Origin of the sequence: Leptolyngbya sp. FACHB-321 (assembly GCF_014695975.1) — a bacterium.
Lineage (GTDB): Bacteria > Cyanobacteriota > Cyanobacteriia > Leptolyngbyales > Leptolyngbyaceae > Stenomitos.
Window position 1 is genome coordinate 1 of sequence record NZ_JACJPI010000032.1, and the last position, 12,078, is coordinate 12,078.

The 12,078-nt window shown below is 50.8% G+C and carries 9 protein-coding genes and 1 pseudogene; 5 read left to right on the top strand and 5 right to left on the bottom strand.

Annotation, left to right across the window (positions count from 1 at the left end):
• Both H6F76_RS04010 and H6F76_RS04015 read right to left on the bottom strand, forming a co-directional pair.
• A pseudogene (locus H6F76_RS04010) lies at window positions 1–122 on the bottom strand (photosystem II q(b) protein); the annotation flags it as partial.
• A gap of 284 nt (window positions 123–406) precedes the next feature.
• Window positions 407–1,483 (bottom strand): hypothetical protein, encoded by a 1,077-nt coding sequence (locus tag H6F76_RS04015; RefSeq protein WP_242033624.1) that lies wholly within the window; start codon window positions 1,481–1,483, stop codon window positions 407–409.
• 593 nt (window positions 1,484–2,076) lie between these two features.
• On the opposite strand from H6F76_RS04015, the gene H6F76_RS04020 reads away from it, so the two are divergent.
• Window positions 2,077–2,790: a helix-turn-helix transcriptional regulator gene (locus tag H6F76_RS04020; protein ID WP_190506160.1), complete on the top strand. Its 714-nt coding sequence runs from the start codon at window positions 2,077–2,079 to the stop codon at window positions 2,788–2,790.
• A gap of 242 nt (window positions 2,791–3,032) precedes the next feature.
• Window positions 3,033–3,998 carry a 7,8-didemethyl-8-hydroxy-5-deazariboflavin synthase subunit CofG gene (cofG, locus tag H6F76_RS04025; RefSeq protein WP_190506162.1) on the top strand — a complete coding sequence of 322 codons (966 nt, stop codon included), beginning with the start codon at window positions 3,033–3,035 and terminating at the stop codon, window positions 3,996–3,998.
• Between the two features lie 326 nt (window positions 3,999–4,324).
• On the opposite strand, the gene H6F76_RS04030 is transcribed toward cofG, so the two are convergent.
• Window positions 4,325–7,120: a GAF domain-containing protein gene (locus tag H6F76_RS04030; protein WP_190506164.1), complete on the bottom strand. Its 2,796-nt coding sequence runs from the start codon at window positions 7,118–7,120 to the stop codon at window positions 4,325–4,327.
• 640 nt (window positions 7,121–7,760) lie between these two features.
• Here H6F76_RS04030 and H6F76_RS04035 point away from each other — a divergent pair.
• From H6F76_RS04035 to H6F76_RS04045, 3 genes are all read left to right on the top strand, one after another.
• Window positions 7,761–9,008, top strand: a complete 1,248-nt coding sequence (locus H6F76_RS04035) for a quinone-dependent dihydroorotate dehydrogenase (protein ID WP_190506166.1) — start codon at window positions 7,761–7,763, stop codon at window positions 9,006–9,008.
• A gap of 150 nt (window positions 9,009–9,158) precedes the next feature.
• Window positions 9,159–9,467, top strand: a complete 309-nt coding sequence (locus H6F76_RS04040) for a hypothetical protein (RefSeq protein ID WP_190506167.1) — start codon at window positions 9,159–9,161, stop codon at window positions 9,465–9,467.
• A gap of 49 nt (window positions 9,468–9,516) precedes the next feature.
• On the top strand, window positions 9,517–10,794 hold the full coding sequence (locus H6F76_RS04045; protein ID WP_190506168.1) for an FGGY-family carbohydrate kinase: 1,278 nt from the start codon (window positions 9,517–9,519) through the stop codon (window positions 10,792–10,794).
• A 14-nt stretch (window positions 10,795–10,808) separates the two neighbouring features.
• Here H6F76_RS04045 and purE read toward each other — a convergent pair whose 3' ends face one another.
• Together purE and H6F76_RS04055 are read right to left on the bottom strand one after the other, a co-directional pair.
• Window positions 10,809–11,336 carry a 5-(carboxyamino)imidazole ribonucleotide mutase gene (gene purE, locus H6F76_RS04050; RefSeq protein ID WP_190506169.1) on the bottom strand — a complete coding sequence of 176 codons (528 nt, stop codon included), beginning with the start codon at window positions 11,334–11,336 and terminating at the stop codon, window positions 10,809–10,811.
• A gap of 32 nt (window positions 11,337–11,368) precedes the next feature.
• Window positions 11,369–11,935, bottom strand: coding sequence for an alpha-ketoglutarate-dependent dioxygenase AlkB (locus H6F76_RS04055; RefSeq protein WP_190506170.1), 567 nt, complete (start codon window positions 11,933–11,935; stop codon window positions 11,369–11,371).
• Window positions 11,936–12,078 lie beyond the last annotated feature (143 nt).

The window sequence follows — 12,078 nt, forward strand, 5'->3', positions numbered from 1 at the left end:
AGGGTGGGGACCATGAGGACGCCGAACCAGCCGACATATAGTCGGTTGTCGGTGCTGGTTACCCAGTTGCAAAACTGCTCCCACACGTTGACGCTCTCGCGTCTCTGTAAGGTTGTAGTCATGATGGTAATAAGTGCTTGATTTACGTTTTTGGGTAGGTTTCACTACCTGTACGCAGTGTAAACCGAATATTGCTTTTTGTAAAGAAGATGACGCAGCAGTTTACAAGTTTAGATGCGGCAATGCTTCTTAGGCTTTACTCAGTAGAGGCTACAGCCTCATTAGGGTTTGTTAAGCCTTTGTCCACTTTTATGAGAAAGGCTGAATATGTTGGAGCGATCGCCCTACTGCTTTCCGCTGCTCTTAGCCCCTTTGACAGCTATAACGAGCCTTAGTAGGGCGGTTACTACTTGGTTAAGCCTTGCTTCATTTTGTTGAGGGCTTGCTCAATATCTAGCTCTAGAAAGCGATCGAGTGCTAGGTAGACCCAGTGATAAGACCGCTGGGTATCCTGAAAGGTCTTCTGAAAGCCCAATGCTAACCGCAGATCTTCGTACAAGGGGTGCAGAATCAGTGAGTAAATATCGCAGAGATTAGGAAAATCTTGCTGCATCTCTACCAAAGTGTTGCGGCTGTCTTCAAGCAGCAGAGAAATATTCTTGCTTTGCAGATAGGGTGTATCAATAACCCAGGAGCGAATGTAAACAGATGTGCAGTGTTCATCGCCTGCGGCAGCCATCTTAAAGGGATCGACCTCAACATCTGATGAGAGATAGAAGCTTTTACTTGGCGGCTGGAAGAAATAGACCTCAGATTCGCTAGTGACAGGATAGAGCACAGAGATACCGATCGGATTCAAATTGTCAGAACGACGTAAGACCCGCAAGCCTTTAGGATATTGCCGTGCCCAACTGCGTAGAGCCTGAGCAATTTTGTGAGAGGCTTTGGCTACGTCTTTCATTAGCTCTGCATACGTGCGAGCGATCAGATTCGCGATCGGAATCGTGTCTGTGCGAGGGTTGAAAGCATCGGCAATGAGTGTGACAGCTATTTCTGCCTGGATGGGCGTTTCCAGTTCGGGAAGGGAGCGAATCTGAAGACAGAGCGTTTGTCCGTCAAACTGTTTTTCAAGGAGACCCAGTGCCACAAAGCGATCGATCATCATGCCTGCGGCGCGATCGCTGCCCCGCTCCTGGTTGCTATAGAACAAGTCTGCAGCTTCTCGATGGGTACAGGCAATCAAACCTTCCGTAGAGCGCAATTGGCTCAACGGTTGCGATAGCTGTAGACCCAACTGTTGTTGTTGTTTAAGTAGCAAATATGCCCAAAGGCGCACAAAGTATTCTGCTCGACGACGCGTTAAACCACCACGACCCATCAGCATTGCTACATAAACACGTTGCTGCGCTAGAGGAAAAAACTGATCCAGCGACTCAGGCTCTAAACGTTGACTGTCGCGGGGCATGGCTTTCAGGGAACTCATTTATTTACAGGGAAGAAGCGGCTTAAGAGATGGAGCGTTGAGGCGATCTCTAGCTGAAGCAGCAACTAAGGTTCGTAGCAATCTAAGCGGCAGCAATGCAAAGTACCCGAACGGGTGAGTACTTTTAGGCTTGCTGAACCGAGAATAATGACAACAGCGGTACGGAATCTGAACGTCTTTGCTGAAGCTAAAGGGTTGGCAGCCGAGAACAAATCAAAAAATCAGGTTTGACTGTTTGAAGCAACAAACTTGCTGCATCCAGATACTTCTAGTGATCAAGATGCTGAGACGTTGAGTGTGATGAAGCCAAGCTTGAAGACAGTCACAATCGCTTCCAAGAAGACAAAGTAGCAGCAAAACCATGTTGATTATTAGTTGGAGATGCCTAGTTCCCTCAGATTGAACTCATTATTGACCAATTAGACCGTGACTACAATCCGGAATTGGAAAAACTTCACCCTGTTTCAGTGTCGTTCATGCTTTTTCACCAAGCCTAAGTAAAGTTCGTGCCCCTGGTGCGGCTTACGGTCTTCTCATTGCATCTTCATAAACGAAGCAAGCACACTATCAGCATCGTTTGTGGAGTCTGATCTATGACAGCCCCCGTAGTGTTTGCCCCTCTAGAAGCGGCACCCGTCGGTCCCTTGTTTCGTCCTTATGCTGCCGAAAAAGCGAGCCACTCAGCAGCGTCCCGTCGCGTTAGAAAGGCCTCTAACCAATTGCCACAGAACAACGCACAATCCAGCGATGCATCGGCTCTAAACCTGATTCAGAGTAGTTTGCTGGAATCGCTGCACCAGGGCGTAATTGTCACTTCTTGTAGCTTGAAGCCGCTTTATTGGAATGCAAGAGCACGGCAGTTGTGCCAGCATCTAGCAGGCAGTGACGTTCAACCACTCGAACTACCAACGGCAGTGGCTGAAGTATGCCGCCGGTTAATGCGACATGACCGTTTGAGTGAGCTTCCCCTCATCCTGGAATGCCAGACAGCCACTGGGCAAACCATCCGTATGAATGCTCGTTGGCTCCATCTCGCTGACGATCGCGGCACGCAGCAGCCCTACATCTTGATACTGCTGGAAAACTGCAACGACTTGCTGCAAGAAGAAGTGCGGATTGAGCGTAAGAAATATGACCTGACAGAGCGTGAAGCAGAAGTCTGGATGCTACTACGACAGGAGTATAGCTATCAAGACGTTGCCAAGCTGCTTCAAATCAGCCTGAACACAGTCAAGACACACGTTAAAAATGTCTACGCTAAGAAACGCAGTTGCCAGGGGCGCGAAAAGTTCTGGTGCGGTGAGTAAGCGCCGCCTTGGTCGGAATTCAGGATACGGAAAGCGGAAATAGAAAAAGCTTCAGCTCTAGTTTTGAGGCTGAAGGGATGGGTCTATCTCTGCTATCAAATGAGTATGGAGACAAATGTAATGCGACTTGAGAAACGGTTAGCCTGGAAGCGACGGACTACAACGACTCCAGAGTGTTTGCTACGCTATCGTGCCTCTGGTCGGTAGTCCTGACCTCTGACGTTGCGCTCAAGCTTACTGTGATGGATTTTGCGAAGACTGTGACGTATAGCCCTGCTTATACGCTAGTGCCGACCTATGAGTGCTTTAACCGTTGCAGCTACTGTAATTTTCGTGCTGACCCGGGTAAAAGTCCCTGGCTAACACTGACCGATGCAGAAACACAATTACGATCGCTCCAACATCAAGGTGTTATCGAGATTTTGATCTTAAGTGGTGAAGTGCATCCACACAGCGATCGGCGATCGCTATGGTTTCAGCACATTTATGACCTTTGCGAACTGGCTCTGTCGCTAGGTTTTCTACCCCACACCAATGTGGGACCGCTGAGCCTGGTTGAGATGGAGCGTCTCAAGACCGTCAATGTTTCGATGGGTTTGATGGTAGAGCAAGTCACCCCAACCCTGCTACAAACGGTACATCGCCATGCGCCCAGTAAGCTACCAGCACTGCGCCTACAGCAGCTTGCACAAGCGGGCGAATTGCAAATTCCTTTTACCACTGGGCTGCTGCTCGGCATTGGTGAGACAGAGGCAGAACGGTGGCAAACACTAGAAGCGATCGCGCAATCGCATCAGCGCTGGGGACACATTCAGGAAGTAATTTTACAGCCCTACAGCCCTGGAGAAACAGAAGCATGGGCAGGAGCAGCCTTTTCGCCACAGCAACTCCTCGAAACAATCACCCTTGCTCGACGCATTCTGCCGTCTGATATAGTGCTGCAAATTCCTCCTAATTTGGTGCCACGATCGCACTTGTCTGCCTGCCTGGACGCTGGCGCACGCGATTTAGGCGGCATTGGACCGCACGATGAAGTGAACCCTGCCTATCCGCACCCGATCAATGTAGAGCTAGCGAGCGATCTCAGCAAAGCTGGCTGGACGTTAATGCCGCGCTTACCGATCTATCCTCACTATGACGAATGGTTAGCAAAAGCATTGAAAGACGCTGTAGAACGGTGGCGCGAGAGGATTGAAGGCAAAAGGTAGAAGGCAGAAGGCAAAAGGCAGAAGGCAAAAGCTAGAAGAGTGTTTGGCGGTTAAAACTGCGACAATACGCATGAAATTTGTCTAGACAGATGCAGAGAAAGCGAGGGTTCTGCAATCTGTGGCAGTAGGTTTTGTCCTGTAGCTGATACTTCGGTTGCCCAAGCTATAAGCATCTGGATGTTCAAAGCATCGTTGCAGTCCTTACTTTTGCCTTTTGTAGCAGTCGAAGAGAAGTTAGGACAGACATAAACCTTGAAACTTTCTTTGAGCAAGGGCTTCAATTCATCCCTCATCCTTCATTCTTTTGCTAAACCGCTCTAAATCCCTTACTCCTTTTTGGCAGCTGCCCGATCGTTGGTCGCTAGAGGAAGTACCAGTCGGCTTAAGCTGCGGTTGTCTTCTAGGGTGTACAGGTTCAGTTCACCGCCGATTTGCTTCATAATCGCTTGGCAAATATGTAGATGCTGACCCGGTAGTTGGTCGAGGGCTGAGTGGGCTAACCAGTCTATAGCTCGCCCGTTTTCCAGTTCGGACAGCAGCCGTGGCTCGATGACACCGTTATCAGTAATCGAGAGTTCGAGCCAGTGGCTATCAATTTGACGGCACCAGATGTCGATACGTCCTCCAACAGCGGAGCGTTGGCTAGCAGCGAGCAGTAATTCATACAGCACCAGTTCAATCTTCGCTGTATCGCCATTAAGAGTGAGATTGGTTTCATTGTGTACCTGCGTCCAGAGCTGCTGTTGCTTCAGCACATGATCGACTCGCGCCAGCGATCGCTTCAGTAAACTTACCAGCGACAACGTACGTGAGGTTAGTTGCAATTGCCATTGTTCAGCTTCAACCACTTTCGTCAGGGGCATAACCGCCTCGTTAAGCTGTCGCAAAATTTGCTGATGACGAGTGCTAAAGAGGGGGTCTTTGGGATTGCCGAGGTCTTGCAGCCGTTTCAGGTTGGGAATGAGCGATCGATACAGTTCTTCTAAGGAACGATGTTTGTACCAGTTCAGTCGCTTCAGCTCTTCACGCTGTGTAGAGAGCTTTTGGGTCAGCAGCAGGTAGCGACGAGACCATGCAAGTTGGCTGGCAAGAGTACTGAGCGCTTTCAGATGACGCTCTGCCCATTGGCGATCGCTACCATCAGCGACCAGCAAAATGCCGGATGGCTCGTGTTCTGGAGCGGTGCGTAAGGCGATCGCTAACACTTGACCAATGCCAACCCCATTGAACCATTGGCGCGTTTCAGTCGGTAGGTCGGTGATCGCTAGCGACAGTACACCGTCATGGGCTAGCACCCATTGAACCAGTGCATCGGTTAGAACTGGGATCGTAGCATTGGCATTGACGGTAAAGCGATCGTTGCTGGTGAGTGGTACGACAACACGACCGATCGCCGTTCCAGGCGCCCACGCAATCAGGGTTGCCAAAGGAGCCTGAAGTACTTGAGCAATATGTTTCAGTGCCGCTTGTTCCAAGGGTTCCAATTGGTGGATCTGCTGCATGAGAGTCAGACCCTGCTGAAGGTTTTGGCTCACTGTTTGCTGCTGCTCGTTTTGCCGTTGCAGTTGCCACTGATGCAAGATCAAGCCAAGCTGCTGGCTGACAATGCGTACCAGATCGTACTCAATTTGGCTCCAGGTACGCGGACTTTCGTGGCAAACTACGACGAGTCCCTCGACGGCATGACCGAGGGAGACATTACAAAGGATGAGCGATCGCACGCCTAATTCTAGAAGGCGATCGCGCCATGCTAGCAGCCGTAAGTCGCCCTCCAGATTTTCGATACCAATGCTACCCGTACTTTTTTCAAGCAACTGCCAGTCAGCAGCGCCCAGAGTCTCTAGTGATGTTGTAAAGGGGCGACGGTTGGTTGGTTGACTTTGATGGGCAAGCTCAAAGGCGCTTTGCTCTGCGTCGTAGAGCAGCACCAGAAAGCGATCGGCACGCAGGCGTTTGCAGAGTTGTTCGGCTGCCAGATTAAGTGTTGCTTTCCAGTCATCTTCGCTGTAGAGGGAACGGGCAATTTCAGCAGTGAGGAGGCGATCGCGCTGGATCTGTTCAATCGTGTTTTCCATGTCATCCAAGGGCGCAATAAGGGCAATAATTTGCGCTGCCCCACGGATGTAGCTTTTCTCTTCATCTTCCCAAATCCGGGGTTCCTGCCCTTCTACTGCCAGAAAGCCCAGCAGTTCGTCTTGAAATAAGATCGGCGCAGCTAGCAACGAACGTGCGCGAATTTGCTGCATCAGGCGGCTAGTCGTATCAGCCTTAAGAGAACTGTGCGCCTCGCCGATCGACACCAGTTGGTCAGCACATAATGCCTGGTAAAAGCCGCTCACTTCCTGCACGGTAATGCCGGATGCCGGTTGACTTGTTTCACTAAAGCCAGTCGTTTTTTGGCGATTGCTCATCCGCCGCCAAAAAAAGCGTTGGTTGCGCTCAAACCAGTACACATTAGTGCGTGCAGGCTGTATGAACTGATGTGTCTCTTCGACAATGGCTTCTAGCCGTGGACCCAAGCCAGCCAGCGATTGTAGCTTGGTCAACAGCGACAGGAGGGGTTGATCGGGACGTTTAACTTGCTGCCGGAGCCACTCTGCTTCAATCTGGTGCAGTGCTGCTGCCAAAGCACCCAAAATCATTGACAGTCGCGCTTTTTCGTCCGATCGCGGCGCGGCGCCCCAGAGGCTTGACCCCAGCAGCGTCACCCCAAAACATTGATCTCTGTACCGAAGCGGGAAAATGACTGTTCCCTGAATACCGTCAATCTGTGCTGTTTTACGCCAATCACCAGCTCTCAGTTCTTGCCGCAAGTCGGGCACTGCCAGCGGACGCTGCTGAATTACAACCTGCTCCAACAAATCGCCAGGATTCAGCACAATCCGCTGCTTCAACAGGGGAATGTTACCAGATGGTGATACCCCACCCTTGCCATGCAACCGATGCGCTAGACGATCGTATAAGCCAATCCAGATCAGACTGTAATCAAATTCAGCTTGCAGATAACTGAGCGTTGTATCAATGAGAACATCAGCATTTTCTTCTTCGCGAAGAATTTGCAGGATTCGTCCCAAGGCAACCAACTGTTTGTCGTTGGCGTTTGGCTCTTTTGGTTGAACCATGTGGTGTAGCGATGGATACGCCAATACGATGAAAAGAAGCAGCCTGCTCGAAGCAAACTAGTTTCGGGCAAAAATTACACCGAAACCCGTTGGATAATGCAACCTAGATGGACTGCTGAAACCTGTGGGAACGTTGTCTCCATCCTAGTTCGTTTTCAAGGCTTCAGCGCAACGGCAAGTGCTTAAGTGTCAAGCAACGTTGGAAGTATGTTAGTGCGTACGATTGCGTAAGGCAAAGAGTCAGGACGCCGCTTTTAGGAATACGACTTACGTACAAAGTGCTCAAATCCCTAGCTTCTGGTTAAAACTTAGCCATTAACCCTACTCCAGCGTAGAAGTCAGGGATTGCATAAGCTCTAAGGAACTTCGATCGGATGGCTAGCTTATCTCAGTTCAGCCGTTCTTATCTGAAGAAGCGCTGCCTATACAAACAGGGGCAGAAAGGTCAGTCATTCTTCGTTCGAGAAAAAATTGCCATTACTTAGGAGTATTTATAAAGCACTAGAAGGTTGCAAGGCATTGTAGTGCCCTGAGCCGACAAAATGCTTACCTTTAGTTAGCAGTGCCCTTTTTATCCTGTATGCAGTTCAAATTTTAGGGGTTGCCAGGTATGCTAATCAACGATCGCTTAATGTAACCCGTGAATATCTATCGGTCTGTCGTTCGTCCTGTACTTTTCTCTGGTCTCAAGGCAGATCCGGAGTGGCTGCACCAACAAACCTTGAATACGTTAGGATGGCTCGACCAGCATCACAAAGAGCCGTCTGTACGCTGGCTTCAGCATCAGGTTGGCAAGTCCTATCGTTTAACGGACGATCACCTCACGCAGCAGCTCTGGGGCTTGCACTTCCAAAACCCGATCGGTCTGGCAGCGGGCTTTGACAAAGATGGCGTTGCCTCTGGTGTTTGGAGCAGCTTTGGCTTTGGCTTTGCCGAACTCGGTACCGTAACGGCGATCGCCCAAACGGGTAATCCACTACCGCGTTTATTCCGCTTACCCCTAGACCATGCCGCTCTGAACCGTATGGGTTTTAACAATCGCGGTGCCGCAGTGATGGCAGCAACCTTGCAGCAGCGCTGGGGGGAGAGGGGAGAGGAAAAAGGGGGAAGCAAGCGAACGGGGAAGCAAGCAGACGGGGAAAGGAGGAGAAGCACAACGCAAGATTCAGATTCTTCCCTCACTCCTGCTTCCTCTGCACCCCTTCCCCCCTGCCTTTTTCCGATCGGCATTAACCTGGGCAAATCGAAAGTCACGCCGCTAGAGGAGGCAGCAACCGACTATTTAACTAGTTTCAAATTACTCAAGAACTGGGGCGATTACTTTGTGGTAAACGTGAGTTCGCCGAATACGCCAGGGCTGCGATCGCTCCAAGCAGCCGACCAGCTTAGTCCCATTCTGGCGGTACTCCAGCAGGAAAACACCAGGCAGAAACCATTGCTGATTAAAATTGCGCCGGATCTAGAGTGGGATGAGATCGCCACCATCCTTGACTTGGCTCAAAAGCATCATTTGGCAGGCATTATTGCGACAAATACGACCATTCGACGAGATGGGTTGACCACACACGTGGTACAAGCAACGGGTAAATCTGTGCAGGAAGAAGCAGGTGGCATTAGCGGTGCGCCAGTGCGGCAGCGATCGACAGAGGTGATTCGGTTCATCTGGCAGGAAACGCAGGGTCAGTTGCCTATCATTGGCGTAGGTGGCGTTTTTACTCCAGACGATGCGTGGGAAAAAATCACGGCAGGAGCCAGCCTGGTGCAAGTCTACACAGGTTGGGTTTACGAAGGTCCGGGGATGGTTCGTCGCATTCTAGAAGGCTTGTTGCAAAAACTAGAGGAGAGAGGATTCACATCGCTGTCACAGGCGATCGGGCAGCAAGACTAGCCTTTGATACGTTACGGACTTCTAGCCCCTTGGCAAAGCGGAGTTAAAGCCACACAGGCAAGGGTTGCTATACGTCAACTGAAGGAAGCTGTAAGCAGCTAACGCAGGTTAGCTTAAAGTCAGAAGCCACTTTTCAGGAGGCTGCCCTAAATGAAATGTGCAGTTTATGCCATTGCTACCGTGATGGTGCTGCTGGGTACGGGTACGACGATGGCGCAGTCATTACCCTCGAGCGATCGCCTCACACCGCTACAACGTCAGCAGTTTTCACGAGATTTAGTGCCTTCGAGCGCTCAGGACTTTTTTAGGACAGGACAGGCAAACTTAGAACAAGAAATTCGCTTGCTTATAGGTCCGCGATCGCCTAACAAGCCGTTGCTGAACGTTAATCAGGATTTGCAATTGCAGCCAGAACCAAACAATCAACCGCCCCAATTGCAGCGCGATCGCACTCAGTAAAGGAGAATAGGTTTGTTGAAGTGCCTGCATCCAGCCGTCATTACCAACTATGAGTTTTTACGCAGGCATTGACTTTGGCACATCAGGCGCACGGCTTGCACTCGTGAATGCAACGGCAGAGCTTTGCTATGAGGCAAGTATTCCGTTTGGGACAGTGGCAGAATCAGACTTAGCCGCTTGCTGGCAAGAAACGCTGTTCGCGCTGTTGCAGAAGGTCGATCGCGCTGAGCGAAAAAAACTGGCTGCGATCGCCATTAATGGCACCTCTGCCACCGTGCTGCTGTGTGATGCTGCCGGTCAGCCGCTCACGCCACCATTGCTTTATAACGATCCCCGTAGTGCAGCAGAAGTCGAAACCTTACAGCGACTCTTTGCTCAGGAGCAATACATGAATGCGCCCTGTCAGCACACGGTACTAAGTGCCACATCCAGCCTGGTCAAGCTGTTGTGGTGGAGTCGGCAAGCCACCGTTTCGCACGCAAAATACTTGCTACATCAGGCAGATTGGTTGGCGTTCTTGCTGCATGGGCAACCCGGCATCAGCGACTATCACAATAGCTTGAAGCTGGGTTACGACGTGGTGGAGTGCCGCTATCCTGCATGGCTGACAGCGCTAGCGATCGCGCCTCTTCTGCCCCATGTCGTTGCGCCGGGAACGCCGATTGGACGAGTCCAACCGGATGTTGCCACACAGCTTGACCTATCGCCTGACTGCCGGGTGTGCGCTGGCACCACTGACAGCATTGCCGCCTTTCTGGCAAGTGGAGCAACAGAGCCAGGGGAAGCCGTGACATCGTTAGGCTCAACGCTGGTGCTAAAGTTACTCAGCCAGGTGCCTGTTGAAAACCAAGTTTATGGCATCTATAGCCATCGTCTGGGAGATCGCTGGCTGGTTGGCGGGGCATCGAACACGGGTGGAGCCGTTTTACAGCAATTTTTTACGCCAGCAGACTTAGCGTGCTTGAGCGATCGTATTCCCACTGAGCAGGTAAGTCCCCTAACGTATTACCCACTCACGCAGCCAGGAGAGCGCTTTCCAGTAAATGACCCAAACCTGCTACCATGCCTAGAACCACAACCTGACGATCCGGTTGCCTTTTTGCACGGGCTGTTGGAAAGCATGGCACGGATTGAAGCAGAGGGCTATCAGCTCTTACAGACGTTGGGGGCAACGCCGTTAAGTCGTGTGTATACTGCAGGGGGCGGAGCGCAAAATGCTGCCTGGACAGCACTACGGCAGCGACACCTTGGCGTGACAGTCGAGCGATCGCGACAACCAGAAGCCGCTTACGGCACCGCGTTACTGGCACTAGGTGGAGGCATTTAATCGAGCTAATGCCCTTACGCCCGCATTTCTTCCTCTAGATAGCGTTTGTAGCCTTTTTCCTCTAGCTTCGCCTGCTTCTCGATCACGATTTGAGCAAGGTTCTGGCGATACTGCTGCACTTTTTCGAGCAGCGCTGGATCGTGGGTTGCCAGAATTTGCACAGCGAGGAGTCCAGCATTACGAGCATTGCCGATCGCCACCGTTGCGACGGGAACCCCTGCGGGCATCTGCACGATCGAATAGAGCGAGTCCAGTCCTTGCAGTTGACGACTGATGACGGGCACTCCAATCACAGGCAGAGGAGTCAGGGCTGCGACCATACCGGGCAAGTGCGCTGCGCCTCCTGCACCTGCGATGATCACCTTCAAACCTCGCAGATGTGCTTGTTGAGCATAATTGACCATGCGCTCTGGCGTACGGTGCGCTGAGACGATACCAATCTCGCAGAGGATCTCAAAATCTTCGCAAGCCGCGATCGCGTCCTGCATAGTGGGCAAATCTGAATCGCTGCCCATGATAATACCGATAAGGGGGGAAGGCATTTGTAAAGATAGAGGATGATTTTTGAGTTAATTTAATCAACGATTACTCTAAAAGTTAGATTGATTCTTGGTTCTACCTTTCTAGCGGTTTTTGGAACTTGATGCTGCCAGAAATGTTGAGTTTCCCCAGCCATAAGCAGAAAGCTGCCATGTGTCAACTCAACTTCCGCTTTCAAATCCCGATTTTGTCTGTGTCGAAACATAAATCTTCTTGTTCCACCAAAACTGACAGAGCCAATTACAGGATTATCCCCTAATTCTGGCTCGGCATCAGCATGCCAAGAAATTCCATCGCCTCCATGACGATAGAGATTTAGTAAAACGCTATCGAATTGGACTTCTGCAACCGCTTCAATACGCTGCTTCACTTCCAGCAAACTCGGAGTCCAAGGTTCAGGATCGAGATGAATACCTGAGAATGTATATGATTTGCCTTGATCGCCATACCAAGCAGTCTTTCGCGGCAAATCTATTTCTTTGCCATAAAGTTTCATTCTGTCTTGCCGCCAGTTAATTTCGTTCAGCAAAACTTGAAAGAGCGTATCACTTTCCCGCAAGTCAAAAAAGTTACGGTAGAAAGTCGCCTTTGCGTCGGGCATAGATAGGACTTCCCCTACCAAATCATGGTCGGCACTGGTAGCAGACCCAAACCCAGAGAACAAGTCTCCCTGAAGTACTCTCAAAACACCGCCTTACCGAAAATCTTATCTAAAGACCTTCCCTGACATGTGACCGCTATAAC